This window comes from Rhizobium sp. CF142 (assembly GCF_000281145.1).
GTDB lineage: Bacteria > Pseudomonadota > Alphaproteobacteria > Rhizobiales > Rhizobiaceae > Rhizobium.
The window spans coordinates 199,246-224,185 of the sequence record NZ_AJWE01000114.1 but is presented as its reverse complement, the minus strand read 5'-3'; the positions used below and the strand labels follow the sequence as shown (position 1 = coordinate 224,185).

Annotated in this window: 25 protein-coding genes and 1 pseudogene; 10 read left to right on the top strand and 16 right to left on the bottom strand. The window is 61.1% G+C overall.

From position 1 onward, the window contains the following. Positions 1 to 57: 57 nt before the first annotated feature. The 3 genes from PMI11_RS28970 to leuA all read left to right on the top strand — a co-directional run bounded on the left by PMI11_RS28970 (position 58) and on the right by leuA (position 3,333). Positions 58 to 1,272, top strand: coding sequence for a benzoate/H(+) symporter BenE family transporter (locus PMI11_RS28970; protein WP_081493312.1), 1,215 nt, complete (start codon positions 58 to 60; stop codon positions 1,270 to 1,272). Between the two features lie 44 nt (positions 1,273 to 1,316). Continuing rightward, positions 1,317 to 1,442, top strand: a complete 126-nt coding sequence (locus tag PMI11_RS38435) for a hypothetical protein (protein WP_280110109.1) — start codon at positions 1,317 to 1,319, stop codon at positions 1,440 to 1,442. A 157-nt stretch (positions 1,443 to 1,599) separates the two neighbouring features. Beyond that, on the top strand, positions 1,600 to 3,333 hold the full coding sequence (gene leuA / locus PMI11_RS28965) for a 2-isopropylmalate synthase (protein ID WP_007824486.1): 1,734 nt from the start codon (positions 1,600 to 1,602) through the stop codon (positions 3,331 to 3,333). Between the two features lie 9 nt (positions 3,334 to 3,342). On the opposite strand, the gene PMI11_RS28960 is transcribed toward leuA, so the two are convergent. Further along, a complete protein-coding gene (locus PMI11_RS28960) occupies positions 3,343 to 3,732 on the bottom strand; it encodes a winged helix-turn-helix transcriptional regulator (protein WP_007824484.1) in 390 nt (129 codons plus the stop codon). 98 nt (positions 3,733 to 3,830) lie between these two features. Between PMI11_RS28960 and PMI11_RS28955 the strand changes: the two genes are divergently transcribed. Continuing rightward, positions 3,831 to 4,811, top strand: a complete 981-nt coding sequence (locus tag PMI11_RS28955; protein ID WP_007824482.1) for a quinone oxidoreductase family protein — start codon at positions 3,831 to 3,833, stop codon at positions 4,809 to 4,811. A 3-nt stretch (positions 4,812 to 4,814) separates the two neighbouring features. Here PMI11_RS28955 and PMI11_RS28950 read toward each other — a convergent pair whose 3' ends face one another. The 4 genes from PMI11_RS28950 to PMI11_RS28935 all read right to left on the bottom strand — a co-directional run bounded on the left by PMI11_RS28950 (position 4,815) and on the right by PMI11_RS28935 (position 8,018). Next, positions 4,815 to 5,651: an anti-sigma factor family protein gene (locus PMI11_RS28950; protein WP_007824480.1), complete on the bottom strand. Its 837-nt coding sequence runs from the start codon at positions 5,649 to 5,651 to the stop codon at positions 4,815 to 4,817. A 5-nt stretch (positions 5,652 to 5,656) separates the two neighbouring features. Further along, complete coding sequence (locus tag PMI11_RS28945; RefSeq protein ID WP_007824478.1) at positions 5,657 to 6,169, bottom strand: RNA polymerase sigma factor; 513 nt, start codon at positions 6,167 to 6,169, stop codon at positions 5,657 to 5,659. 220 nt (positions 6,170 to 6,389) lie between these two features. Continuing rightward, positions 6,390 to 6,950 (bottom strand): tetratricopeptide repeat protein, encoded by a 561-nt coding sequence (locus PMI11_RS28940; RefSeq protein ID WP_007824476.1) that lies wholly within the window; start codon positions 6,948 to 6,950, stop codon positions 6,390 to 6,392. A 159-nt stretch (positions 6,951 to 7,109) separates the two neighbouring features. After that, a complete protein-coding gene (locus tag PMI11_RS28935; protein WP_007824474.1) occupies positions 7,110 to 8,018 on the bottom strand; it encodes a metallophosphoesterase family protein in 909 nt (302 codons plus the stop codon). Positions 8,019 to 8,086: 68 nt separating this feature from the next. On the opposite strand from PMI11_RS28935, the gene PMI11_RS28930 reads away from it, so the two are divergent. Then, on the top strand, positions 8,087 to 8,566 hold the full coding sequence (locus PMI11_RS28930) for an NUDIX domain-containing protein (protein ID WP_007824472.1): 480 nt from the start codon (positions 8,087 to 8,089) through the stop codon (positions 8,564 to 8,566). 3 nt (positions 8,567 to 8,569) lie between these two features. Here the strand turns inward: PMI11_RS28930 and PMI11_RS28925 are convergent, their stop codons facing one another. Beyond that, complete coding sequence (locus tag PMI11_RS28925) at positions 8,570 to 9,559, bottom strand: glutathione S-transferase family protein (RefSeq protein WP_007824470.1); 990 nt, start codon at positions 9,557 to 9,559, stop codon at positions 8,570 to 8,572. Between the two features lie 210 nt (positions 9,560 to 9,769). On the opposite strand from PMI11_RS28925, the pseudogene PMI11_RS28920 reads away from it, so the two are divergent. Further along, positions 9,770 to 10,343: pseudogene (locus PMI11_RS28920) on the top strand (N-acetyltransferase). A 102-nt stretch (positions 10,344 to 10,445) separates the two neighbouring features. On the opposite strand, the gene PMI11_RS28915 reads toward PMI11_RS28920, so the two are convergent. Genes PMI11_RS28915 through PMI11_RS28895 form a run of 5 tightly spaced genes read right to left on the bottom strand, consistent with a single transcriptional unit; the run spans position 10,446 to position 17,699 of the window. Next, positions 10,446 to 10,862: a GNAT family N-acetyltransferase gene (locus PMI11_RS28915; RefSeq protein ID WP_007824466.1), complete on the bottom strand. Its 417-nt coding sequence runs from the start codon at positions 10,860 to 10,862 to the stop codon at positions 10,446 to 10,448. A 2-nt stretch (positions 10,863 to 10,864) separates the two neighbouring features. Further along, entirely contained in the window at positions 10,865 to 12,937 is a 2,073-nt protein-coding gene (locus PMI11_RS28910; protein ID WP_007824464.1) for a membrane protein, read from the bottom strand. A gap of 1 nt (position 12,938) precedes the next feature. Then, entirely contained in the window at positions 12,939 to 15,758 is a 2,820-nt protein-coding gene (locus PMI11_RS28905; RefSeq protein WP_007824462.1) for a DUF4159 domain-containing protein, read from the bottom strand. Further along, a complete protein-coding gene (locus tag PMI11_RS28900; protein WP_007824460.1) occupies positions 15,755 to 16,675 on the bottom strand; it encodes a DUF58 domain-containing protein in 921 nt (306 codons plus the stop codon). Before PMI11_RS28900 ends, PMI11_RS28905 begins: the two co-directional genes overlap by 4 nt. Before the next feature lie 13 nt (positions 16,676 to 16,688). Then, entirely contained in the window at positions 16,689 to 17,699 is a 1,011-nt protein-coding gene (locus tag PMI11_RS28895; protein WP_007824458.1) for an AAA family ATPase, read from the bottom strand. 160 nt (positions 17,700 to 17,859) lie between these two features. Here PMI11_RS28895 and PMI11_RS28890 point away from each other — a divergent pair, with 160 nt between their 5' ends. The 3 genes from PMI11_RS28890 to PMI11_RS28880 are packed head-to-tail and all read left to right on the top strand — an operon-like array spanning position 17,860 to position 20,383. Continuing rightward, complete coding sequence (locus PMI11_RS28890) at positions 17,860 to 18,483, top strand: DUF1285 domain-containing protein (RefSeq protein WP_007824457.1); 624 nt, start codon at positions 17,860 to 17,862, stop codon at positions 18,481 to 18,483. After that, positions 18,480 to 19,130 carry a CoA pyrophosphatase gene (locus PMI11_RS28885; RefSeq protein WP_007824456.1) on the top strand — a complete coding sequence of 217 codons (651 nt, stop codon included), beginning with the start codon at positions 18,480 to 18,482 and terminating at the stop codon, positions 19,128 to 19,130. Before PMI11_RS28890 ends, PMI11_RS28885 begins: the two co-directional genes overlap by 4 nt. After that, positions 19,127 to 20,383, top strand: a complete 1,257-nt coding sequence (locus PMI11_RS28880) for a CCA tRNA nucleotidyltransferase (protein ID WP_007824455.1) — start codon at positions 19,127 to 19,129, stop codon at positions 20,381 to 20,383. Before PMI11_RS28885 ends, PMI11_RS28880 begins: the two co-directional genes overlap by 4 nt. A gap of 2 nt (positions 20,384 to 20,385) precedes the next feature. Here PMI11_RS28880 and PMI11_RS28875 read toward each other — a convergent pair whose 3' ends face one another. From PMI11_RS28875 to hemF, 3 genes are all read right to left on the bottom strand, one after another. Then, complete coding sequence (locus PMI11_RS28875) at positions 20,386 to 20,571, bottom strand: DUF1059 domain-containing protein (RefSeq protein ID WP_007824454.1); 186 nt, start codon at positions 20,569 to 20,571, stop codon at positions 20,386 to 20,388. 124 nt (positions 20,572 to 20,695) lie between these two features. Further along, entirely contained in the window at positions 20,696 to 20,971 is a 276-nt protein-coding gene (locus PMI11_RS28870; RefSeq protein WP_007824453.1) for a hypothetical protein, read from the bottom strand. Between the two features lie 142 nt (positions 20,972 to 21,113). Then, positions 21,114 to 22,025, bottom strand: coding sequence for an oxygen-dependent coproporphyrinogen oxidase (gene hemF / locus PMI11_RS28865; protein ID WP_007824452.1), 912 nt, complete (start codon positions 22,023 to 22,025; stop codon positions 21,114 to 21,116). A 134-nt stretch (positions 22,026 to 22,159) separates the two neighbouring features. Between hemF and PMI11_RS28860 the strand changes: the two genes are divergently transcribed. Beyond that, positions 22,160 to 22,420, top strand: coding sequence for a hypothetical protein (locus PMI11_RS28860; protein WP_007824451.1), 261 nt, complete (start codon positions 22,160 to 22,162; stop codon positions 22,418 to 22,420). Between the two features lie 2 nt (positions 22,421 to 22,422). On the opposite strand, the gene PMI11_RS28855 is transcribed toward PMI11_RS28860, so the two are convergent. After that, positions 22,423 to 24,069, bottom strand: coding sequence for a Na/Pi cotransporter family protein (locus tag PMI11_RS28855; protein ID WP_007824449.1), 1,647 nt, complete (start codon positions 24,067 to 24,069; stop codon positions 22,423 to 22,425). 189 nt (positions 24,070 to 24,258) lie between these two features. After that, positions 24,259 to 24,720: a tRNA (cytidine(34)-2'-O)-methyltransferase gene (locus PMI11_RS28850; protein ID WP_007824447.1), complete on the bottom strand. Its 462-nt coding sequence runs from the start codon at positions 24,718 to 24,720 to the stop codon at positions 24,259 to 24,261. Positions 24,721 to 24,940 lie beyond the last annotated feature (220 nt).

The window sequence follows — 24,940 nt, the reverse complement described above, 5'->3', positions numbered from 1 at the left end:
GCAAGCGAACATTTCCGGCGGCAATCCGGCTTGCGCGGTCCTTGCTTATGCTGCTCCATGCGCAATCTTCGCAGCCGGAGTCGCGCCATGCTCAAAGATTTTTCCGTCCAGAGCCTGTTCATGGGCCTTCTGACGGCTTTCGTCGGGTTTACCAGCTCTTTTGCAGTCGTACTGCATGGGTTGCAGGCGGTCGGCGCGACGGATGCACAGGCGGCCTCAGGGCTGATGGCGTTGTCGATCTCGATGGGACTTTGCGCCGTCATGCTCAGCGCCGTCACGCGTCTGCCGGTCAGCATCGCCTGGTCGACCCCGGGGGCAGCGCTTCTTGCCAGCATCGGCACGATCGACGGCGGCTTCAATGCGGCGGTCGGCGCTTTCATTCTTTGCGGTGTGCTGATCGTCGTTGCCGGGCTGTTCAAGCCGCTCGGGCGTGCGGTCGCCGCCATCCCGGCGCCGCTCGCCAATGCCATGCTGTCCGGCGTGCTGCTCGGTCTCTGTTTTGCCCCGGTCAAGGCGATTGCCTTCAATCCTTTGCTTGGCCTGCCGATCATCCTGACCTGGATCGTGGTCGGCGCCTTCAAGCGGCTGTGGGCGGTGCCGGCAGCGCTGGTGGCCTTCGCGCTGGTGCTGGCGTTCGGCGTCGATATTCCCGAGGGTGCATTGTCTTCGATCGAGCAGTCGCTGGTGCCGGTCATCGATATCGTGCATCCGGTCTTCAATCTTGCTGGTTTCGTATCGATTGCCCTGCCGCTCTTCATCGTGACTATGGCGTCGCAGAATATTCCTGGCATCGCGGTGCTGAAGGTCAATCACTATGATCCGATGCCGGGGCCGCTCTTTGCCGTAACCGGCGTTTTCTCGCTTCTGGCGGCGCCTTTTGGCGGCCATGCGGTCAACCTGGCGGCGATCACGGCAGCGATGTGCGCCGGGCAGGACGCGCATGCCGATCCTTCGCGGCGGTATTGGGCGGCGCTGATCTCGGGCGTCGGCTATGTCATTTTCGGCCTGCTTGCCGGAGCGGTGACGGCCTTTGTCGCGCTGGCGCCACCGATCCTGATCGAGGCCGTGGCTGGTCTGGCACTTGTCGGCGCCTTCTCCAGTTCAGCCATGGCGGCTTTCCAGGCACCGGAATCGCGTGAGGCAGCGGCAATCACCTTCCTCGTCACTGCGTCGGGCGTTTCCTTCGGCGGCATATCCGGCGCCTTCTGGGGGCTGATCGCGGGCGGGCTGATGCTGGCGCTGTCCCGTATCGTGCAGGCGAGGAAAAAATAGGCGAGGGGTTGCCGGATTTTCCGGTGGAGGCTATAAGCGCGGTCATGAAGAGCACAAGCGCACGGATTTCCGAGACGATTGCACGCAGCCGCACGGCATTGCGTGACAATACGCGCGCCCTGACCTCGCTTCTTCTCCTCGGCCTTACGCGCGGTTGCCGGGTCCTTTGAGGAGCGCCCGGCGGCCGAAAGCCCGCCCGGCCATCGCTCCTCGCGACTCACTCTCAAAATTGACCAAACGACCGAGTAAAGGTCCGCATTTGCAATCGCCAAGCCTGATATGATCGGCTAAGACGCGGGGTAAATGCCGGGACGAGGAGACAAGACAATGGACACGACCAACCGCCGATCCTCCGCAAGCGCCGCTTCCGCCAAGGGCATGCCCGACGCCGGCATGAAGTACCGGCCCTATCCGCAGGTAAACATTCCCGACCGTACCTGGCCGACCAAGACCATCACCAAGGCGCCGATCTGGTGCTCCGTCGACCTGCGCGACGGCAATCAGGCGCTCGTCGATCCGATGGGCCATGATCGCAAGGCCCGCATGTTCCAGCTGCTGCTCGAGATGGGCTTCAAGGAAATCGAGATCGGTTTCCCGTCCGCTTCGCAGACCGATTTCGATTTTGCCCGCTGGTGCATCGAAGAGGGCAATGTGCCCGATGACGTTTCGCTGCAGGTGCTGGTGCAGTGCCGTCCCGAACTGATTACGCGCACGTTCGAGGCGCTGGAAGGCGCCAACCGGCCGATCGTGCACTTCTACAATTCGACCAGCGAATTGCAGCGCCGCGTTGTGTTCGCCAAGGATGTGCAGGGCATCAAGCAGATCGCCGTCGATGCCGCCAAGATGATCACAGATATGGCTGCCAAGGCCGGTGGCGGCTACCGTTTCGAATATTCGCCGGAGAGCTTCACCGGCACAGAACTGGATGTGGCGCTGGAAATCTGCAACGCCGTCATCGAGGTCATGAAGCCTACGCCTGACAACAAGCTCATCATCAATCTGCCCTCGACCGTCGAAATGGCGACGCCTAACGTCTATGCCGACCAGATCGAATGGATGTGCCGCAATCTCGATAACAGAGAAAACCTGATCATCTCGCTGCACCCGCATAATGATCGCGGCACCGGTATTGCCGCTGCCGAGCTGGCGTTGCTGGCAGGCGCCGATCGCGTTGAGGGCACGCTGTTCGGCAATGGCGAACGCACCGGCAATGTCGATGTCGTCACCATGGCGCTCAACATGTTCACGCAGGGCGTCGATCCGGAAATCGACTGCTCGAACATCGAACGCATCAAGGAAGTGTTCGAATATTCAAACCAGATGGCGATCGCCGAGCGTCACCCCTATGTCGGTGAGCTCGTGTATACGGCCTTTTCCGGTTCGCATCAGGATGCGATCAACAAGGGCATGAAGGCGGCGCAGGTTGCGAACCATCCAGTCTGGGAAGTGCCTTACCTGCCGATCGACCCGCGTGACGTCGGCCGCTCCTACGAAGCGATCATCCGCATCAATTCGCAGTCGGGCAAGGGTGGCATCGCCTATATCCTGCAGCAGGATTACGGGCTCAACCTGCCGCGCAATTTGCAGGTCGAATTCCGCGAGGACATCCAGCGCATCACCGATGAAGAGGGCAAGGAGCTTCCTTCGAAGCGCATCCACGACCGTTTTATCGAGCGCTACGTGACTCAGTCGGGCGCCCGTCTCCGGTTCGTCGATCACCACACCTATCCCGATACAGAGCACAAGGGACAGCGGATCGTGGCGGCCGAGATTACCGACAATGGTGAGATCAAACGTATCGAAGGCCGTGGCAACGGCCCGATCGATGGCTTCATCAATGCGCTGTCGCACTATCTCGGTATCGAGATGTCGGTCGAGGATTATTCGGAGCATTCGCTGCAGCACGGCTCGAATGCCGCCGCCATCTCCTATGTCGAGACATCCTATCCAGGAGGCAAGCTCTTTGGTGCCGGCATCAACACCAATATCGTGGCGGCGTCGCTCGAAGCGATCGTCTCGGCTGCCAACCGCGTGCTCGACGTGAAGGCCGGCAAGGCCTGACCATTCTGATCAGGCCGCGATCGCCTCGGAGTGGCGCGGCCTGACGATGCAATCGGTGAGCTCATCGAGCTCGCCCTGTGCTTGCGCGTGGTTTTGTCCCCATTGGCAGAGGGCGAGAAGGATCGGCTCCAGCCCGAGGCCGAGTTCAGTCGCGGTATATTCCACGCGTGCGGGCACTTCGGCAAAGACTTCTCGGCGTACAAGACCGTGCTCTTCCATCTCCCGCAACTGCTGGATCAGCACCTTCTGGGTGATCTCTGGCATCATGCGCTTGAGCTCTGAAAGCCGCTTCGGTCCTGAGAAGACATGATAGAGAATGACGGGTTTCCATCGCCCGGAAATGACCTTCAAGGCCCGTTCCACGGGCAGTTTCGGCAATCTTTTCATGGGCTCGGCCATGGTCACCTCCTGGTGGGTATGGCACTGATATGTGTGTATTTTGGACCGTAAATCGAGTGCTACAGGCTGCCTTACGCCACCAAAACGTGAGGTCCGCCATGAAAGCCGTTCAATTCACCCGCTTCGGTCCGCCTGAGGTTCTCGAAACTGTAGAGGTGCCGATCCCGAAGCCAAACGGCGGCGAAGTGCTGGTGCGCGTCCATGCCGCCGGCGTCAATTTCTTCGAGGTTCTGATGCGGGCGGATCGCTATGCCGTTACACCACCGCTGCCCATGTTTCCGGGTGTGGAAGTGGCGGGCATAGTCGAAGAACTTGGGACGGATGCAGATCCGCGGCTGCTTGGCGCGCGTGTCGCCGTGCCGCTCTTTGCTATCGGGCGTGGCTTCGGCGGTTATGCCGAATATGTGGCTGTGGATGCTGGAGCGGCGGTGCCTTTGCCGGACGGCCTTTCCTTTCCGGATGCGACGGCATTGATGGTGCAGGGTCTGACGGCTCTGCACATGGTGCGTCGTAGCCCACCGAAGGGAAAGGTGGTGCTCGTCAACGCTGCCGGCGGTGGAGTCGGGTCTCTGTTGCTTCAGCTTGCCAGGCTCGAAGGGGCGAGTATGGTCATTGCAGCAGCCGGCAGTGAGGCGAAGAGGCAGCTTGCACTCTCGCTCGGCGCCGATCTGGCAGTCGATTACACCTCCGAAGAGTGGACCGGTTCGGTCAGGACCGCGACCGGAAGGCAGGGTGCCGATGTCATTTACGAGACGGTCGGCGGCGATACCGCGAGGGCGTCTCTGGCTGCGCTTGCTCCCGCCGGAGAAATGCTGTTTGCGGCCATGGGGCGGTTCTCGCTGGAGCGTTCCGAGATCGGCTCCATGCTCGATATGAACCAGTCGCTGAAGGGCTTTTCGCTCTTACCGCTGATTGCGGCTGACAAATGGAAGGGTGATCTCGCAGCTCTCTTCGATCTTGCTGCATCCGGAGCGCTGAAGATCGTGCAAAGCGGTCGGTTTTCGCTTGATCAAGCCGCTGAGGCGCATCGTGTGCTTGAAAAGCGTCGGGCCAGCGGAAAAGTCGTACTGGTGCCATAACCGTCAAATGGCGGCGGCGATTTCCATGGCGAGCTGGCTGAGCGTGGCTTCGGCGGAGGGGCCTGCCAGCACATAGGACGTGCCGGCATTATGCCAGGTTACGAGACCGATCTCGTCGCGGATCGTTTCCTTGAAGTCTTCCGTTTCCGGTGGCTGCGCATCCTTGCGGAAGCAGATCGAGATGATATCGCCATCGGCATTGGAATAGACGAGCTGGCCGACAGGGCGGCTGTCACCAAGGATCACGCGCGCGCCCTGGAAGGTCCAGGATTCGGCCGAGAGATCCGGCACGCGAAACGGCACCCCGATCGCGGTCGTCAGCCAGGAGGAGATTTCCTCGGACTGCGAGGCCGGCACTTCGACGAGGTGACGCGGTTGGCGCACGAGAAGCCGCTGGAAGGCGGTGACGTCACCCAGCCAGTCATTGGTATTGATCTGGGGGGCTGCGATCGGTGTGGCGTCATCCATATCTGGTGCATTGCCGATGAAATAGCCGATGCCACCGCCGACGACGAAGAGAATGAGGGCTGCGGCAAGCGCCTGGCCGCCGTTTGGCGCGAGTTTCAGCTGCGGGCGCGCGTTGCGCTGGGCGATCGGCGTCTTCGGCGGCTGCGTGCTCTTGATGGAGCGAACAAGCGCCAGCGGAACAGGTTCCTTCAGCATGTCGTCCAACTTGCGACGGCCGAAATCGACGCCGTGGCGGAGCTTGTCGTAGATCTTGCGGGCGTTTTCATCCGTTGCCAGCCTGCTTTCCAGTTCCAGCTTCTGTTCCGGTGTGGTTTCGCCGTCGAGGAGGGCGGCAAGCTGGGCTTCAAGCGGCTGTTTTTTGAAATCGAGCAAATCAGTCAGTACCTGTGGACGGGCGGATTGTGACCGGACAATGCGGCGAAATGGAGTCGTGCGGTGGCAAGCTGACCGGCAATGTTGCCAATTGCGATGCCCATGATTTCGGCGGCCTGCTGATAGCTGTGACCTTCCACATCGATCAGCACGAAGATGCTGGCCACGCCCTCGGGCATTTCCGCGAGCATACGGTGCAGGGCGTCGGTATCGACGAGCGCTGTACGGTCGCGAATGGCATCGCGGATATCGGTTACATTGCCCCGTGCGACCGGACGCGGCTTCCGCTTGCGGCTGTCATCGGCCCACTGCTGGCGGGCAAGCGTATAGATCCAGCTTTCCAGCCGGCCTTCACCATTCCACTGATGCCCTTTGGAAATTGCACGCAGACAGACTGCCTGGACCAGCTCATCGGCCGCAGCTGTCTCTCCCGCGAGCGTGATGGCAAAGCGGCGGAGGCGGGGCAGGAGACCGACAAGATCACGCCGGATATCGGTGGTAGTGGCGGGTTGGCGCATGGTTTTTCCAAGAAGCATTCACATTGGCCGAAACTCATACCAGCTTCAAATATGGGCCAGCTTCGCATGCAGGCATTGCCCGCGGGTGCGAAGCCATCGTATTCATCCCGGCCATGCAGACGGCTTTTATGGAACAAGTCGCCTGTATTTCGCAAGCGCGGGGTTCAATTCATCCATCCCATCCCAAGGGATTTCCGCACCATACCCCGCGGAGCTTGCCTCAATATGTCCTGTAGCCGTTCAGGCTCTGCAGCAGAGCGCGATAGGCCCAGGTATTTTCACCGCCGCGGTCGCGAATCTCGACGAGCTGGACGCGGGCGCCCTGAATGTCTCCCTGCTCGACAAGCGCCATGCCCATATAGGAGCGGGCAAGAATGTAGTTCTCATCCTGCTGCAGCGCCTTCTTGTAGTAGGACATGCCGAGCTCCATGCGGCCGGCCTTGCGGTTGGCGTAGCCCAGATAGTTCAGGATGCGCGGATCGTTCTGGTTTTTGGCGAGACTGAGCACCGTGATGGCGTTCTCATACTGGCCGGTATAGGCAAATTCGCGGGCGAACTTGTAGAGATCGTCATCGTTGAAGCTCTGCTTCTTTGGATCGACGCATTCCTTCTTCTTGGCATCCCAGACCTTGCCTTTGGTGCAGGTCTTGGTCGTTTGGGTCTTCTGCGGCGGGGAGGTGTCATCGTTTCCGCCACCGACCGCGAAAGCGGACGTAGCGAGACCAAAAGCAAAGACGGAAACAAGCGAAAGTCTGCACAGGCGATGAAGAGAAACAGTCATCGGGCGTACTCCGTTTTGAAGCGCTGCGGTTGTTGAATTGTACGCCGACGCTTAAAAATACCAAGAGCCCCGGCGGCCTTTATTGCCTATGTTGCGACATTGGCGATCGCTCTTCACACGGTGATTCAACAACTGCCGAAGTTGATTCCGCAATCGCCTCTAAAGCGCGAAAATATCAGCGCTTTCCTGCATCATGCCGTCGCCCGTGTCATTTATGCTGAAGCGCTCGCCCTTCACTTCCCAGGCGCCGGGAGAACCGGAAATGGAGAAGAGATTGTAGGCGGCGCGGGGCTTGATGCCACCCGGTCCTTGCGACGCCGAAGCTATGCCGACGACGGGTACCGGGCCTGTCTGTCCGCGCAGCCAGTGGAGGGTGTTGAGATGAGTATGGCCGTGCAGCACGAGCTCAGCTCCGCCGGTGGAAACGACGGCGGCAAAGCGGCGGATGCCGATCATGCGTTTGTAGAAAGAGGTCGCGCCGCGGATCGGAGGATGGTGGATCATGACGACACGGAACAGGCCGGCCTCGCCGGCGGCGCGCAGCATGTTGACCGTATCGCGCGCCTGGCGTGCGCCGAAGAAGCCGGAGGCCGCGAAGGGCGGAGTTGCGACGGCGGTCGAGCAGCCGACGATCGCGACCTTGTCGCGGATGCGAAGGTAAGGGAATATGTGCCGGTCTTCTTCCCATTGCGGCGGAGCGAGATCGCCGCGCACATAGTCGTACCAGGCGCGCATCGACTTCTCATAGGCGCCCGGCACATAGGCATCGTGGTTACCAGGGACGACCGATGTAGCGGCGGGATCGCCGAGTTCGCGCAGCCAGGCTGCCGCGCTCCGGATCTCGATGCCGCTTGCGAGGTTGACGAGGTCGCCGGTCACCGCCAGATGGTCGGCCTTGTGGGTGCGGATATCGTCTAGCAACAGATCGAGCGTGCTGCCGAAAAGATGCTTGCGCCGGTTGCGGTGCCAGTTCACAAAGCCCGTAATACGTTTTGAGAAAAGTTCGTGAATGGAAAGGCGGGGCAGGGGTCCGAGATGGACGTCGGAGATATGCGCGAGCTTGAACATGCAACGACACATAGACCAGCTTATTTACAATTCAAACACATCCCCGCGATGAGAGTATGAAAGAACCCATGGCAGACAAACAAACATGGCCCCTTCACACGAAAGTGTTGGTGCGGCTGCTGCACGTGTATTTTTCCATCGCGCGCGGCATGACAATGGGGGTGCGTGCCGCCTGTTTCGACGAGCAGGGACGCCTCTTTCTCGTTCGTCACGGCTATACCGGCGGATGGCATATGCCGGGCGGCGGGCTGGAGCGGAACGAGACGGCAGAAGAGGCGCTCATCAAGGAATTGCGGGAGGAAGGCAACCTCAGGATCGTGGGCAAGCCGCAGCTCTTTCACGTCTATTTCAACACCAACATCACCCGGCGCGACCATGTGGTCTTCTATCGCGCCACGGTGGAGCAGACCGCGCCGCGGCCACCGAACTGGGAGATTGCCGATAGCGGCTTCTTCGAAATCGACAATCTGCCGGCTGAAACGACGGAAGCGACGCATAGAAGGCTTGCCGAGCTCCGCGGTGAGGCGGAGCCGGCACATTACTGGTGAGGCTCAGGCTGCGGCTGCGAGCCTGTCCCGGCCGTGCGGCCGGTCGAGATCGAGTGCCGGCCCTGATGGCACGATGCCGGTCGGGTTGATGGTCTTGTGGCTGCGGTAATAGTGCTCCTTGATGTGGCGCAGGTTCACCGTCTCAGCGACACCGGGAGTCCGATAAAGGTCACGCAGATAGCCCGACAGGTTTTGGTAGTCCTCGATGCGGCGGATGTTGCACTTGAAATGGCCGACATAAACCGGGTCGAAACGCACCAGCGTCGTGAAGAGCCGCCAATCGGCCTCGGTCTGGCGATCGCCGAAAAGGTAGCGGCCCTTGCCGAGACGCTCATCGAGCTTATCCAGCGTTTCGAAGAGCTTGACGACATTCTCCTCATAAGCCGCTTGCGTGGTGGCAAAGCCCGACTTGTAAACGCCGTTGTTGACAGTGTCATAGACGATGTCATTCAACGCATCGATATCAGCCCGAAGGTCTTCCGGGTAGTAATCCGCCGTCGAGCCCGTCAGATGATTGAAGGCGCTGTTGAACATGCGGATGATTTCAGCTGATTCGTTGTTGACGATCGTGCTCGTTCGCTTGTCCCAGAGAACGGGTACGGTGACGCGGCCGGAATAGTGCGGATCGGCCTTCACGTAGATTTCCCAGAGTGCCTTGGAGCCGAAAAGGTGATCGCCGGTGGCGCCGTTAACGACCTTGAACTCCCAGCCATTTTCCAGCATCAGCGGATCGACGACCGAAACGGAAATCAGGTCTTCGAGCTTCTTCAGCTTGCGAAAGATCAGCGTGCGATGCGCCCAGGGGCAGGCGAGGGAGACATAGAGGTGATAACGGCCAGCCTCGGCTTTAAAGCCGCCTTTGCCACTGGGACCAGCCTCTCCGTCAGCTGTGATCCAGTTGCGGAACTGCGAGGGCTGACGCTTGAAATGGCCCTTCGTTTCCTTCGTATCGTACCAGACGTCATGCCAGACGCCGTCTACCAGCATGCCCATGTTTCTTTCCTCTGAAATTGTCCGTTGCGCATAGATATCGCGGCACACCGCTTTTTGCAGGTCGGTAAAGATTGAACACTGCGTCTCGGTCGCTTCATTCCTGACCGAATTTTTGCAATGGACGACGGAAATTTTTCCTGCTATCCGCCTTCCTCACAAATTTCTGGAATCCTGCTTGATGTCTATTCTCAGAGGCCTGCGACGACGCTGATGCTCCCGAACGCCTGACGGCGTGTTCGCGAACCCATATATCTGCGTTTATCCGGTCTCTGTTCCCATGCTCATGTACAAGCACGATCTCGTCTACCTCACTGAGGATGCGTCTCACGACGCCGCAATCGAACACATCAACGAAGAAGCATTCGGTCCCGGCCGGCACACGCGCGCTGCTGCCCGTATTCGCGAGCAGGGACCGCATGACCTATCGCTCTCGTTTATCTGCGCCGATGACGGCGAGACGATCGCTTCAGTGCGGATGACGCCGGTTCTGGCCGGAACGGTGAAAGGCCATCTCTTGGGGCCGCTTGCCGTGCGGCCGTCGCACAAGAGCAAGGGCATTGGCCGGGAACTGGTGCGCATCGCGGTCGAAGCCGCCAAACGCAAGGGTTCTGAAGCCATCATCCTCGTCGGTGATCCGCCGTATTACGGCCCGCTCGGCTTCGAGAAGGTCGCCTATGGCGCATTGACTTTTCCCAGTCCCGTCGATCCGGGCCGTGTGCTCGTCGTCCCGATCGCCGAAGACACGCATGAGCGGCTGAAAGGCACGATCGCCTGGCGGCGATAGAGCATTTCCGTTCTTCTTCGGATCACGGAAACACTCCCTCTCTTTGTTCTCACGCAATTCCGGACGCAAAACCGCTGCGCACTTTTACTGGAATTGCTCTCGTCAGAGCATCTTCTTGAGGAAGGTCCGCGTTCTGCCCTCGGGGAAATCCGGCAGTTCGCCAAACACTTCGTAGCCCTGACGCTTATATGCGCCGAGCGCGTGCGGGTTGAACGTATCGATCCAGGCGCCACGGCAGCCCCGGGCGGCGGCTTCTTCTTCCGCCTTCGCGAGGATCTTGCCAGCCATGCCACTGCCGCGCAGCATGTCGGGAATGTAGAGCATCTGCACGAAGAGCCAGCCCCAGGCGGTGTAGCCGGAAAGACCGCCGGAGACCTTGCCATCGGTATCACGGATCAGAACGGCAAGCGCCTGCCGTTCGGACGGGCCAACATCCCCAGCGTTGAAGGCTGTCAGGCCGTCGACGATGATGGCGAGCTCTTCCGGTGACGGGGCGGCGGTGAGCTCGAATTCCGGCATCGTTATCTTCCTTCACGCCACCACATGGCGCCAAAGGCGAGGAGCAGGATTCCGACACCTGCGAAGCCTGCAAAGAGCGGCAGGGTATTGATGCCCTTCAGCACGGTCTCATTGGTCATGCGGATCGCCATGCGATCATTGTCTGCTACGCGCACCTGGCCGCGCACCGGCAGGATCGGCGGGACAGTAATGGCGCCGGCATTGTTGACGACGCGTGTGACGAGACCGCGGCTCTTGTCGGTGATCGGCTTCAGCGCAGCGGTTGTCGAAATCATCGCCTTGAATTCCGGCGCATCGACGGCGCCGACATGGGCGAGCGTGGTCAGATCGCCGTTGCGGATTTCGAAAAGGCCGATTTCGTCCATGCGCTTTTCGGCCTTGTAGAGGCCGGGCTCGGTCTGCGTCAGCGGCAGGTTCTCGGTCCTGCCCGAAGGGTATCGCACGACCGCGTCCCCAGGGGCATCGCCAATCGTCTGGCGGGTGATTTCCAGCGTGCGGCCGGAGGTGCGCGCCGTCAGCGCCTCTTCCTCCAGTGCCGGTTCTTTCATCAACCAGTGGGCGATGCGGCGATAGAGCGAGACGTGCGGGCCGCCGCCCTCGAAGCCACGCGCCCAGAGCCAGCCCTGATCGGAAAGCAGCATGGCGACACGGCCCTGGCCGGCACGGTTCAGGACGAGCAGCGGGTGATTGTCGGCGCCGACCATCACCGTCTGGCCCTGCGGCCGGTCGACATCGACGCTGCGGAACCAGCGACCCCAATGCGGCGGCTCATCGCCGGAACCGTCAAGCCCGCGGGTGACGGGGTGCTTGCGGCCCTGTTCGGAAAGACGGGGATAGAAGGCCTGCTCGATCATCCGGCCGGTCGGCTCTGCCGGCAGTACGGAGGCAAGCGGAGTCATCGCGATCGACTCCGGGCTTGCATGCTCAGGGCCGGCGGCGATCAGCAGTGCGCCGCCATTTTCCACATATTGCGCGATGTTGTCGTAGTAGAGCATCGGCAGCACATTGGCGCGATCCTGATAGCGGTCGAAGATGATCAGGTCGAAATCCTTGATCTTGTCGACGAAGAGTTCTCGGGTCGGGAATGCGATCAGCGACAGCTCGTTGATCGGCGTCCCGTCCTGCTTTTCCGGCGGACGCAGGATGGTGAAATGCACGAGATCGACTGATGCGTCGGACTTCAGGAGGTTGCGCCAGGCGCGTTCGCCGGCATGCGGTTCGCCCGAGACGAGGAGAACGCGCAGGTTCTGGCGGATGCCATCGATGATGTGCACGGCGCGATTATTGGCATCCGTCACTTCGCCGGGAATGCCGGCGACGGAGAATTCCAGCACGTTCGGGCCACCGCGGGTCACCTTGAAGGAGAAGGGTGTATCCTGGCCGGGTGTTGCCTGCAGGGTGGCGATCTCGTCGCCGTTGAGGCGCACCGTCACATTCGCAGCGCCGCCGGGACTCGGGCCGTCGTCGAAGACGCGCAGCACGAGTTGCTGTTCCTCGTTGACGATGCCGAAGCGGGGCGCCTTGATGACCTCGATGCGGCGGTCGAACTCGTTCGGCTTGCCGGTGATGAGACCGTGGATCGGCGCGTCGAAACCGAGTGCCTGATTGACGCCGGGCACATCATGCACCTCGCCATCCGTCAGCATGATCGCGCCGCCGACGCGCGAGGGCGGTACATCGGCGATCGAAGCCGACAGGGCCTCGAAGAGGCGTGTTGAGGGCACGTCGGAATTGCGGTCCTCATTCACGTCCACGAAGCGGGGCTCGATCTGCGGAAAGCGGGCGAGCTGGGTTTTCAAGGATGCCAGCGCATCATCCGTCATCTTCATGCGGTCGGCCGTCTGCTGGCTCTGGCTGCGGTCGACGATGACGGGGACGATGGTCGAAAGCTGGTCGCGGTCTTCCTGCAGCAGTACCGGATTGGCAAGTGCTGCCAGTAGCGCCAGCGCCGCAAGCGTACGGATCCATGCGCCACGTATGCCGCGCCAGATCGCGAATACGGCGATCAGGAGCACGATGCCGGTCAGTACCGACAAAAAGGGCCAGGGCAGGAAGGGTGAATAATCGAGCGTCATATCACTGCCCCAGCCGTTCGAGCAGGTCGGGCACGTGAACCTGGTCTGTCTTGTAGTTGCCGGTCAGCATATACATCATGATGTTGACGCCGGCGCGGAAGGCATATTCGCGCTGCGTCTCATCCGGCGGCACGGTGGGCAGCAGCGGCGTGTCATTGTCGTCGACGGCCCACGCGCCGGCAAAATCGTTTGCGGTGATCAGGATCGGCGAGACGCCGTCTGCGGCCGCGGCCGGCCTGTTGGCGCTGTTCTGGTTCTGGCCGCCCTGTCGCGCCTCGATCCAGAGCGGGCTGCCGGCGTAGCGGCCGGGGAAGCTGGACAGCAGATAAAAGGACTTGGTCAGCACATGGTCGTGCGGAACGGGTTCCAGCGGCGGAATATCCAGATTGGCGAGGATCTGCTGCAGGCGCTGGCCGTTGGCGGTCGTGTCGCTGCCGCCTTCGAGGGAGTCGAACTGGTCGCGCGTATCGAAAAGCACCGTTCCGCCATTGCGCATATAGGCGTCGATACGGCTGATGGCGGCGTTGGACGGCATCGGCGCGGTTGCCGAAATCGGCCAGTAGATGATCGGGTAGAAGGATAGCTCGTCCTTATTCAGGTCAATGCCGACGGGCGGGGACGGCTCCAGCGTGGTGCGGTAGGTCAGGAATCTCGTGAGGCCATTGAGCCCCTCTTCAGAAATATTGTCCACATCCTGCTCGCCGGTCACGACATAGGCGAGATGGGTATTGTCGAGCCGCTGCATGATGATGTCGTCGCCCGGCTGGGTGTCATTGGCATGCGAGATGTCCGGCCGCAGCATCAGGCCGGCCGCAAGTGCGACGGCGATCGTCGCCGCAGCCCGAGCGCGCGGGCGCATGCGAGAGAAGGCACCGTTCATGAAGAGCACGATCAGGCTATCGGCCAGAAGCAGCAGGAAGGCGATGAAGAAGAGCAGGGGCTTGGCCGACCAGCTTTCGCCACCGACAAGGCCGGCGCGCGCGACATTGACGCCGGCTATGTCGAGCGGTTTCAGCTCGGCATTGTCGGGCAGAACGTTCAGCGCCGTGAAGCCATCTTCGGAGCCATAGAGGCCGGGTGGATTGTCGAAATTGGCAACGGGTGCTGCCTTGGCATTCGGGATCAGCGGACGGGCATTGCCGGTTTCGGTGACCAGGATGCCCTTGGCGGTCAGCATGCGGAAGGGCGGCAGGGTTTCGGCAACGCGCGCACTGCCTGATGATTCCGAGGTTACCCCGCCGGAGCGCGAGATCTGGATGAGGTGGCGCAGCATTTCGACGAAGGTGCCAGAAATCGGCAGGTTCGACCAGGTCGCTTCGGCACTCACATGGAAGAGCACGATCTGGCCGGCATTCATCCTGTTCATGGTTACGAGCGGCGTACCATCGGCAAGGCTTGCCCATGTCCGCTCGGCAAGATCGGGTGTCGGCTCTGCCAGCACCTGGCGGTTGACCGTCACGTCGGTCGGACGCGGTATGCCGGCAAACGGGCTGAATCCAGGGAATTCGGCGAGCGCTTGCGGCTCGCTCCAGGACAGGCTGCCGCCAAGCGCGCGTTCCCCCTGGCGCAGGGTGACCGGGATCAGCGGATCTTCGGCAGGTGCCGCGGCAAGGCGCGGGCCGGCAAAGCGCAGCAGCATGCCGCCATTCGATATCCAGCGCTGCAGGGGCGCGTAGGTATCCTCCGGAAGACGGCCGATATCGGCCATGATGATGATCGAGGGATTATTGGCGAGCAGCTTCGGGATCGCGACCGAAAGATTGGCATCGGTCGGCCGCACCAGGTCCGCATAGGGTTCGAGCGCCCGTTGGATGTAGTAGAGCGGGGACAGCAGCGGCTGGAATTCATCGCCGCTTTCGCCCGAGAGAAGCACGACCCTGCGGCGCTTGAAGGCATCGTCGAGCAAATGCACCGCGCCGGCGGTGGCGCCGGTATTGATGCTGACGCGGGCAAAATCGTTGCGCATCTCGAAGGGGGCGGAAATGCCGGCATTGACGGCCGTCTGGCCGGGGGCGAAGTCGGCCCTGCCAGTGGCGATCACGCGGCCCTGCGCGTCCTGTGCGTTGAGCGGGACAGAGGCCGAGCCACCGGGGTTGAGGCGGGTCACCTTGACCGTCATCGCATCGGCCGTATTGGTGGCGCCCGAGATTGCTACCGTCTGGGCAGCATCGCCTTCGATCACGCGCAGTTCGGCGGGCCGAAGGTCGGAGAGTTGACGGACGATAGCATCGTTGTCGCTGCTTGCTGCACCGTCGGTGAGGAAGGCAAGCGTGCCGGGATGCGTGCCGTTCAGGGCGGCGCGCAGCGCTTCGAAAGCCCGCTGGCGATCCGGCACAAGCGGCTTCGGTTCCGCGGCGCGGAGCTTTTCGCGGGCGGCAGCCGCAGTGCCGGGTGTCGCGTTATTGGTCGAGTCGGCGGTGAACGCGATGGAGACGACAGCGCCGGCAGTCTCGGCATCGTCGATCAGCGCGTCGGCCGTCTGGACGCGGCGCTCCCAATCGGGTGCCGAAGCCCAGCTATTGTCGACGAAAAGGACGAGCGGACCACCCGATGCGAGCGAGCTGGTGCGCGGATTGAAGACCGGGTCGGCGATCGCGAAGATGATGGCGGCTGCCAGAAGCATGCGCAGCAGCGTCAGCCACCAAGGGCTTTGCGCCGGCGTTTCCTCGCGCTTCAGCACAGTCGCGAGGATTTTCAGCGGCGGAAAGACTTCCGCCTGCGGGCGCGGCGGGGTGAGCCGCAGCAGCCACCAGATGACGGGAAGGGCAATCAGCGCGCCGAGGATAGCGGGATAGGCGAAGGCGAAGGGAAGCGCGCTCAAAACTGTCCTCCATGCGTTGCCTTTGCCGGCATGCCGGAAAGATACATATGGACGGCAACCAGCGCTTCGGACGCCAGATGATCGGTGCGGTGGCTGACGAAGGTCCAGCCGAGATGGCGCAGGGATTGGCCGAGATTTTCGCGTCGGGCGAGATAGGCGTTGCGATAGGCTTCCCGCAGGCTCTCCGCTCGCCCGGAGGTCAGCCTTTCGCCGGTTTCCGGATCGGTGAATTCGGTGCGGCCGTTATAGGGGAAGATTTCCTCAGCCGGATCGGCGATCTCGACCACATGGCCACGCAGGCCGCGGCGGGCAAGCGGGCCGAGCCGCGCCATAATGGACGGCGCGTCATCGAGGAAATCGCCGATGAGGATGAGGTCGCTCCAACCCCGCACCATCGCGGTTTCAGGCAGGCCGCCAGTCAGTGGCGCGTGCATCAGGGCGGCTGCCAGCCTTTCGGCTGCATTGCGGGCTGAGACTGGTTCCATCACGCCGGGGCAGCCGATGCGCTCGCCGGAGCGGGCGAGGATTTCGGCGAGCGCCAGCATGATGACGAGCGCCCGACTTTCCTTCGACACGCTGCCATAGCTCGACTTGAACATCATCGAGGGCGACATGTCGGCCCAGAGCCAGATCGTGTGGGCGGCCTCCCATTCGCGGTCGCGCACATAGGTATGGTCGTCGCGGGCGGAGCGGCGCCAGTCGATGCGCGACAGGCTTTCACCTTCGCTGTAGGGGCGGAACTGCCAGAAATTCTCGCCGATGCCGCGCTTTCGGCGGCCATGCCAGCCGGCAATCACGGTATTGGCGATGCGCTTGGCTTCGACCAGGCAATCCGGCACGAGGGCGGCCCGCTGTCTTGCGCGGGAAAGGGCATCATTGCCGGGTGTCGGATTGACGATCTGTCCGATGGATGCCACGCGCTGCGCTTCCTTATCCCTTTGCCTGCTGGACCAGTCCGGCGATGACATCGCGCACCGACATGCCCTCGGCACGGGCGGCGAAAGTCAGCGCCATACGGTGCTCGAGAACAGGCTCGGCGAGCGCATAGATATCGTCGAGCGAGGGCGCCAGACGGCCTTCGTAGAGGGCACGGGCACGGGCGCAGAGCATCATCGCCTGGCCGGCGCGCGGGCCGGGACCCCAGGCGACATGCTTGTCGGTGGAGGCATTGCCTTGGCCCGGACGGGCGGAGCGGACCAGGGAAAGGATGGCATCGACGACCGTGTCGCTGACCGGCATCTGGCGGACGAGCGTCTGGATTTCGACGAGACGTGCAGCGTCGATGACCGGCTGCGGCTTGGCTTCGGTGAGGCCGGTGGTTTCCAGCAGGATCTGGCGTTCGGCCGCAAGCTCGGGGTAGTGAACATCGACCTGCAGAAGGAAGCGGTCGAGCTGGGCTTCGGGAAGCGGATAGGTGCCTTCCTGCTCCAGCGGGTTCTGCGTTGCGAGAACGTGGAAGGGCGACGGCAGGTCATAACGCTGGCCGGCAATGGTGATATGATATTCCTGCATCGCCTGCAGAAGTGCCGACTGGGTGCGCGGCGAAGCGCGGTTGATTTCGTCGGCCATCAGAAGCTGGGCGAAAACCGGCCCCTTGACGAAACGGAAGGAGCGGCGGCCACTCTCGTCCTGGTCCATCACTTCGGAACCGAGGATATCCGAAGGCATCAGGTCGGGCGTGAACTGGATGCGGTTTGCGGCAAGGCCGAGGACTTCGCCGAGCGTTGTCACGAGCCTCGTCTTGGCAAGGCCGGGAACACCGACGAGGAGGGCATGACCACCAGAGAGAACGGCGAGAAGCGTGTTTTCAACCACGCTTTCCTGACCGAAGATGACCTTGGAAACTTCCGTGCGGATGGCGGCGATATCGGATAGCGCTCTTTCTGCGGCGGCGACAATCGCCTGTTCATCGAGGCTGGCTTCGGTCTTGATCATACCCACGGGCATCTCCAACGGCTGAAATCATTCGGCTGCGAATCGTCTGACTTTAATAGGCGTGCCTCATACCCGATACAGTTATGAAGATGTTGCGGGCTGACAAGTTTGTTTCAAATGACTATCTCGTGACTTTATTTCGTTAAAAGCAAACCGGGACAGAAGAATGGCAGCCGAGGAAATGAAGCAGATGGCGGATGCAGCGGGGCTTGCCGCGCTGATCTCGCGCGCTTCCGAGGCGAAATCCGGCAAAAAGCGCGGATTGCCGCCCGTCGAAAAGTGGAATCCGCCCTTTTGCGGCGATATCGATATGGAAATCCGTGCGGATGGCACATGGTTCTACATGGGTACGCCGATCGGCCGGCAGCCGCTCGTCCAGCTTTTTTCGACCGTTCTGCGCAAAGATGAAGACGGGAAGACCTATCTCGTAACTCCTGTGGAAAAGGTCGGCATCAGGGTCATTGACGCGCCCTTTGTCGCCGTCGAGATGAATGCGAGCGAGCGGGAGGGCCAGCGGGTTTTGACCTTTCGCACCAATGTCGGGGATATTATCGAGGCCGGCAAGGATCATCCGCTGCGCTTCCCTGACCATGCCGGGGATGACGAATTAAAGCCCCATCTGCACGTGCGGGGCCGGCTTGAAGCATTGATATCACGCGCCGTGATGTATGAACTGGTCGAACTCGGAGAGGTAGCCGAGGTCGCCGGCCGGGAGATGTTCGTCGTTCGCTCCGGTGGCGAGATTTTTCCGATCATGCCGGCCGACGAACTGGAAGCAGCCTCCCGATGAGTGAAGCGATCAGCAAGACCTATCCCCCGTTTTCGGCTGCCGAGTTTCGTCGCCGCGCGCTCAACCAGGTCGGTGCGCCCATCGATCACGCCTGGCGCGACCATGGCGACCATGTGCTCAATCCCGATATCGTTGCGCTGGCCGAGACCTTGAAGCTCCGTGATGCGGCGGTGCTGGTGCCCGTCGTCGATGATGGCGACGAGGCGAAGGTGATCTTCACCAAGCGGACGTCGACACTTCGCAAACATTCCGGCCAGATCGCCTTTCCCGGTGGTTCGATCGATCCCGAGGATGTCTCGCCCGAGATGGCCGCGATCCGCGAAACCGAGGAGGAGATCGGCCTTGGCGGCGGCTTCGTCGAGACGGTCGGCCGGCTACCGAACTATCTGTCATCCACAGGGTTCCGCATCACGCCCGTTCTCGGCGTGGTGCAACGCGGTTTTTCGCTGCAGCTCAATCCGATCGAAGTGGACGATGTTTTCGAGGTGCCGCTTTCCTTCCTGATGAATCCTGCCAATCACAACAGGGACAAGCGCGTGGTTGACGGTATCGACCGGCATTTCTACCGCATGCCCTATGAAACGTGGATGATCTGGGGCATCACCGCCGGCATTGTCCGTACGCTCTATGAAAGGCTCTATGCATGACCTCAGTGGCCGACCAGGCATGGTTTCAGGATCCGGCGCTCGGCCGGGTCTTTGCGCTGCTCAACGCGGATGGCGGGGAAGGGCGTGTGGTCGGCGGCGCGGTGCGCAACAGCCTGATGGGGCTAGCCGTCGCCGATATCGATATCGCTACCACACTGCTGCCGGAAGCAGTCATTGAGCGGGCCTCTGCTGCCGGCATCAAGGCGGTGCCGACCGGCATTGACCACGGAACGGTGACGCTCGTCATCGATGGCCGCCCCTTCGAAGTGACGACGCTGCGTACCGATGTGGAAACGGACGGCCGTCGCGCCAAGGTGGCCTTCAGCGCGGACTGGCAATCGGATGCGGAACGGCGCGACCTCACCATCAATGCGCTTTACGCAAATGCTGCGGGTGAGGTGATCGATCTCGTCGGCGGGCTCGATGATATCGAGAAGCGCAATATCCGCTTCATCGGCAATGCAGCGACGCGGATCGCCGAGGATTATCTGCGCATCCTGCGCTTCTTCCGTTTCTTCGCCTGGTACGGTTCCGGACGGCCCGATGCAGAGGGGCTGAGAGCGTCGTCGGTTGCGCGTTCGAAGCTGAAGACGCTGTCAGCCGAACGGGTCTGGTCGGAGCTCAGAAAACTCCTGTCGGCGGAAGATCCCGGCCGGGCGCTTCTCTGGATGCGGCAGGTCGCGGTTCTCTCGGAAATCCTGCCGGAAACGGAAAAATGGGGCATCGATGCTATTCCGGCACTTGTTGCGACCGAGAAGGCGCTCGGCTGGGAGCTTGATCCTTTGCTGCGGCTTGCCTCGATCGTTCCGCCCGATCCGGCGCGGCTGGAGGAGTTGGCAGCACGGCTGAAATTTTCGAATGCGGAAACGGCTTATTTTCGGGCTTGGGCCAAGGCTGCGCCCGTTAATGACGAGATTTCAGCCGCCGCTTTCGAGAAGCTGCTCTACAGAAACGGCGCAGACGGCATCATCGTGCGGTTGAAACTGGCGCTTGGCGTTGCTCGGGGCAAGGCAGAGAATGGTAGTTTTGATGAGATGAGTCGTTCGGCGCGGCTTTCGAAGCTTCTGGATCATGCACGAATCTGGAGGAAGCCGCAGTTTCCGCTGAATGGCGCAGATGTGATGGCCACGGGCATACAGGCCGGCCCGAAGGTCGGTGAAATCCTGTCGACCTTGGAAAACCAGTGGGTAGAAGAGAATTTTGTCTCCGACCGGGCGGCATTGCTCGCCCGGCTCTCGGAGATTGCAGGCTGAGATCAGGCCGCGTTCGCTTCGTCGCGGATGCGGGCCTTGATATTGTCCACCATGTTTTCGCGAATGGTCGTTTCGCCGTGGGCGGTTCTCATATGTTCGACGGCGCGGCGAACGACTTCAGCGTCATTGTCGGCCCGGGTGTGCCAATCGCATCCGGGAACGAGTGTACCGCATTCGAAAAGTCGCATGGTCTTCTCCTGTCTCTGAAATGCAAAACCATCGCGCTTTCGCGCGCTTGAGGAATGTGCGGCAACGGAGAAGGTTCCGGGGAGAAAGCTTCGGCCGACTCGGACGCCGGCCGAAAGGCTCTGTTTATTGATGGGGCATTGCCCAGGCCATGTAAGTCTCCGAAAGGTGCGCAGGCTTGTTGCTGTTGGCTGCACCTGTTGCCTGCTGTTGAAGTTCTTCCGGAGTCTTGCCGCCTGCGAGCTGCAATTTCACCTGCTCGACAAAGCAGGAAAGCGGCAGGTCGGAGCCGCTTTTCGCTCTCAGGGCTTCGGCGATGCGCGTTAGAAACTCGGGCGCTTCGATTGCGCGGGACGTTTCCTGGATATCTGCAGAAGCAGGCGAGCTGCTTTGTACCGTCATGACAATCCTCCTCCGATTGTAACGCACAGAGACTAATTTAGGACGCACTCAGTTCTGATGAAGGCCGTTCAACGCGATTTTACCGGAATAGTATTTCAAATTTATCAGCACGCCGGTCTTTGCCCGCATGCTTGGCGCCGGCCTATGGCCAGCGCACGACGGGCGGCAGGGAAGAAAGAATGGATTCGACATTGCCGCCGGTTTTCAGGCCGAAGATCGTCCCTCGGTCGTAGAGCAGATTAAACTCGACATAGCGGCCACGGCGAATCAATTGTTCGTCACGGTCGGCCTCCGTCCAGTCCTTGTTGAAGTTTGAGCGGACGATCTTGGGGTACACCATGGCGAAGGCCCGGCCGACGTCACGTGTGAAGGCGAAATCGGCTTTCCAGCCGCCGGCTTCCTCGTCGGAATGCAGCCAGTCGTAGAAGATGCCGCCGACACCGCGCGCCTCGTTGCGGTGCTTGAGGAAGAAATAGTCGTCGCACCATTTCTTGTAGGCCTCGTAATCGGCGACCGCATGGTTGCGGCAGGTGATTTCCATGGCCTTGTGGAAGAGCTGTGTGTCTTCATCCTCCTGCGTGCGACGGCGACCGAGAACCGGGGTTAGGTCGGCGCCGCCGCCGAACCAGTGGCTGGTGGTGACGACCATGCGGGTGTTCATGTGAACGGCCGGCACGTTGGGATTGACCGGATGGGCGATCAGCGAAATCCCCGATGCCCAGAAGCGCGGATCTTCGGCGGCGCCCGGTATCTGTGCCCGGAAGTCGGGCGCGAATTCGCCATAGACGGTGGATGTATGAACGCCGACCTTTTCGAAGACGCGGCCTTCCATCATCGACATGCGGCCACCGCCGCCGGCATCGTTTTCGCGCGACCAGTCCTTGGCGACAAAGCGGCCGGGCTCCTGATCGGAGAGGGGGCCTTCGAGTTCATCCTCCAGCGCTTCGAAGGAAGCACAGATCGTGTCCCGCAGTCCCTCGAACCATGTACGGGCGGCGGTCTTTTTGTCCTCGATGTCTTCGGGCAGGCCGATCGGCAGTTCCGGTCTTTCCATGCGATTCGCTCTTTGTTGATTACAATCCCGGTTTAGCAGGTGCAGCAGAAGCCTGCCAGCAGTGGAAAGCGCCTGCAAGATTCGACTCGCAAAGGGCGGATTTCGATACTACTTTTCATTCAGAGGTAGGTTTTATGGCGAAAATTCCGGGGCCTCCGCCCTTCGAAGGCTTGAAGCGCAGAATAGCAAAGCATCGGGCAGAGGTGTCCGCCCGCGCGCGCGATCATTTTGTCCGCGAAACATACCGGATGGGGCTTCTGGAAGCCCGCGCCAAGGCGCGCGAATGGTTCGATGAATATCCGAAAGCCGCCTATTGGACCGAAGTGGAAAGCTGGCGCCAGCTGGAAGGCGACCAGATCGAATTCACGATGCGTCGCTTGCCATCCGCCGATTGAACTTATTCGGCTGCATCACGCAGGCGGCTTTCGATCAGAAGGCCGCTTTCGTCGAGGATCGGATGCGCCACTGAGACGATGTGTGCATTGATACGCTTCAGGTCACGCAGCATATCGAGATGAAGTGAGCTCGTCTGGAGGCTGTCGGTACGCCCGTCGCGCAGCCGCTCCAGATGCCGCTCGGCTGATTGCTTTTCCATGCGGCGGACCTCGACCTTCACTTCCATCATCTGCCGGGCGAGATTGAAGTCGCGGGTGACGAAGATCGTCTGGGCGACGCGCAGGTTGTCGATCGTCAGATCAAACAGTTTTCGCAATTCCCTGTAGCCGTCTTCGGAGAATTTCAGGCCGAGCGAGACCTTCTTGCCGACCTGCTCCAGCAAGCCTTTCTCGATGATGTCGCCCATATGCTCGAGATTGATCGCGTAGTCGATGATAACGATAGAGCGGCGAGCATTCTCGTCGCTGAGACCGCCGCGGCCGAGCTTGGAGAGATAGACCTTCACCTCCTGCTGCAGCAGATCCACGCGCTTTTCGAGCGCAGGGATCTCGGCGAGCTTGGACATGTCATTATGTTCGAAGGCATCGGAAGCGCGCAGGAGCATGCGTTCGATCAGATCGCCGACGCCGAGCACTTCGCGTGTCGCGCTGGCAAGGGCCACGACGGGCGTCGACAGCTCCTGCATATCAAGAAACTTGGGACCCTGATCCGGCTGCACGTCATCGGGCACCAAGCGTGCGGTAAAGACAGCCAACATCCGCGAAAAAGGCCAGGCGACGGCGGCAAGAAGGATGTTGAAAATCAGATGCGTATCGACTGGCAGCTTGGCGGGGCCGAAGGGCAGCATTTGAAGCAGCGGCGCCGCATAGCCGGCAAGCGGCAGCGCAATCAGGCAGCCCGCGGTGCGAACGATGAGATTGCCGAGCGTGACGCGTCTCGCCGAGGCAGGGCCGGAGAGGGTGGCGACAACAGGCGGAATCGCGCCGCCGAGATTGGCGCCGAGGACGAGAACGATGATCAGTTCCGGGGACACGATACCCGTTGACGCGAGCGACAGGATCAGGACGACGACTGCAAGGCTCGACGACGAAATGAAGGCGAGCGCTGCGGAAAGAACCAGAGCAACGGGCCAGGCATCGCCGAGCAGGCCGATGAAGGCAGCCAGTGCCGGCGACGTGCGCATGGGCTCCGTCGCATTGCTGAGCAGATGCAGGGAGAGCAGCATCAGGCCGATGCCGATCATGGCCGCGCCGCCGCCGTGGCGGGCGCTGGACTTTCCGCGATAGAGCACGATGCCGCCGAGAATGAGCAGCGGCGAAAGCCATTCGATGCCGGTAGCGACTATCCAGGCGGTCACGGCAGTCCCGACATTGGCGCCGAGCAGCACGATCTGGGCCATACGTGGCTTGATGAGGTCGCGTTCCACAAAAGAGGCCGTCATCAGGGCCGTCGCAGTCGAACTTTGAAGGGCGATGGTTGCCAGGAAACCTGACAGGATCGAGCGCGGCCCGTTCGCGGTGCCCGTCGCAAGCCCGGTCCTCAGGCGTGCGCCGAAGGCACGCGTGACGCCGTCCTTGACCTGCGCAAGGCCGAAGAGCAGCAGCGCAATCGCGCCGAACAGATTGATCATGACGATCGTGGATTCCATGGTCTTGGTCTTTTTCTTCTTCTTGAGAAGGTTTTCTCGATTCTACGTTTCCGTAGTCGAGTAAATCATTGGAATCTCACTGCTTGTGCAGATTTATTGATTGCCTGGCTAATTAATATAGGGCCTTTTGCGTCGATTCATAGCGTCGTTTGCGACATCAGGGCCGCCAAAGATCGGCATAGGGCCGGTTCACGACCAGACGGTCTGCCGCATTGCCTCGCCCGTTATCATCGCGGCGGAGACTGCAAGGTTGATCGAACGTTGGCCGTCCACCATCGGAATCAGAATGCGCCCGTCGGTGCGTCCATGCACATGATCGGGCACGCCGGCACTTTCGCGGCCGAAGAGCAGGATATCGTCGGGACGGAAGGCGAAATCCGTGTAGCGCTGCGATGCCTTCGTGGTGGCGAGGATCAAGCGTCGGCCGGTGGCTGCACGCCATTCCTCGAAGCGTTCCCAATTGACATGGCGGGTGAGGGCGGCGGCGGCCAGATAGTCCATGCCCGCCCGCTTGAGGTTTCGATCGGAAATGTCGAAACCGGCGGGCTCGATGATGTCTACCGCAAAGCCCAGGCAGGCGGCAAGGCGCAGGATCGTTCCGGTATTTCCGGGAATATCGGGTTGATAGAGCGCCAGTCTCAGGTCTGCCATGGGAAATTGTCCGTTGAGATGATACGCAGTTGACTATCCGAACTGTGATTTTGAGGCAACAAAACGCTTTTTGACCTTTCGATGGTCACTTTCCGAGTGGTCGGGGCTGGAAATTTAGGCATTTTCGCGTTATCGGTGCATATCTTCAATCGCCAACAGGGAGCGCCGACATGGATACATTTGTGCTGATGCGTCTCCCGCCCGTGATGCCACGCTTGGC

What these genes read in the sequence shown, in the direction of transcription:
- PMI11_RS28970 (WP_081493312.1), top strand. Translation starts at nt 58, where the DNA reads ATGCGCAATCTTCGCAGCCGGAGTCGCGCCATGCTCAAAGATTTTTCC.
- PMI11_RS38435 (WP_280110109.1), top strand. Translation starts at nt 1,317, where the DNA reads ATGAAGAGCACAAGCGCACGGATTTCCGAGACGATTGCACGCAGCCGC.
- leuA (WP_007824486.1), top strand. Translation starts at nt 1,600, where the DNA reads ATGGACACGACCAACCGCCGATCCTCCGCAAGCGCCGCTTCCGCCAAG.
- PMI11_RS28960 (WP_007824484.1), bottom strand. Translation starts at nt 3,732, where the DNA reads ATGGCCGAGCCCATGAAAAGATTGCCGAAACTGCCCGTGGAACGGGCC.
- PMI11_RS28955 (WP_007824482.1), top strand. Translation starts at nt 3,831, where the DNA reads ATGAAAGCCGTTCAATTCACCCGCTTCGGTCCGCCTGAGGTTCTCGAA.
- PMI11_RS28945 (WP_007824478.1), bottom strand. Translation starts at nt 6,169, where the DNA reads ATGCGCCAACCCGCCACTACCACCGATATCCGGCGTGATCTTGTCGGT.
- PMI11_RS28940 (WP_007824476.1), bottom strand. Translation starts at nt 6,950, where the DNA reads ATGACTGTTTCTCTTCATCGCCTGTGCAGACTTTCGCTTGTTTCCGTC.
- PMI11_RS28935 (WP_007824474.1), bottom strand. Translation starts at nt 8,018, where the DNA reads ATGTTCAAGCTCGCGCATATCTCCGACGTCCATCTCGGACCCCTGCCC.
- PMI11_RS28930 (WP_007824472.1), top strand. Translation starts at nt 8,087, where the DNA reads ATGGCAGACAAACAAACATGGCCCCTTCACACGAAAGTGTTGGTGCGG.
- PMI11_RS28925 (WP_007824470.1), bottom strand. Translation starts at nt 9,559, where the DNA reads ATGGGCATGCTGGTAGACGGCGTCTGGCATGACGTCTGGTACGATACG.
- PMI11_RS28915 (WP_007824466.1), bottom strand. Translation starts at nt 10,862, where the DNA reads ATGCCGGAATTCGAGCTCACCGCCGCCCCGTCACCGGAAGAGCTCGCC.
- PMI11_RS28910 (WP_007824464.1), bottom strand. Translation starts at nt 12,937, where the DNA reads ATGACGCTCGATTATTCACCCTTCCTGCCCTGGCCCTTTTTGTCGGTA.
- PMI11_RS28890 (WP_007824457.1), top strand. Translation starts at nt 17,860, where the DNA reads ATGGCAGCCGAGGAAATGAAGCAGATGGCGGATGCAGCGGGGCTTGCC.
- PMI11_RS28885 (WP_007824456.1), top strand. Translation starts at nt 18,480, where the DNA reads ATGAGTGAAGCGATCAGCAAGACCTATCCCCCGTTTTCGGCTGCCGAG.
- PMI11_RS28880 (WP_007824455.1), top strand. Translation starts at nt 19,127, where the DNA reads ATGACCTCAGTGGCCGACCAGGCATGGTTTCAGGATCCGGCGCTCGGC.
- PMI11_RS28875 (WP_007824454.1), bottom strand. Translation starts at nt 20,571, where the DNA reads ATGCGACTTTTCGAATGCGGTACACTCGTTCCCGGATGCGATTGGCAC.
- PMI11_RS28870 (WP_007824453.1), bottom strand. Translation starts at nt 20,971, where the DNA reads ATGACGGTACAAAGCAGCTCGCCTGCTTCTGCAGATATCCAGGAAACG.
- hemF (WP_007824452.1), bottom strand. Translation starts at nt 22,025, where the DNA reads ATGGAAAGACCGGAACTGCCGATCGGCCTGCCCGAAGACATCGAGGAC.
- PMI11_RS28860 (WP_007824451.1), top strand. Translation starts at nt 22,160, where the DNA reads ATGGCGAAAATTCCGGGGCCTCCGCCCTTCGAAGGCTTGAAGCGCAGA.
- PMI11_RS28855 (WP_007824449.1), bottom strand. Translation starts at nt 24,069, where the DNA reads ATGGAATCCACGATCGTCATGATCAATCTGTTCGGCGCGATTGCGCTG.
- PMI11_RS28850 (WP_007824447.1), bottom strand. Translation starts at nt 24,720, where the DNA reads ATGGCAGACCTGAGACTGGCGCTCTATCAACCCGATATTCCCGGAAAT.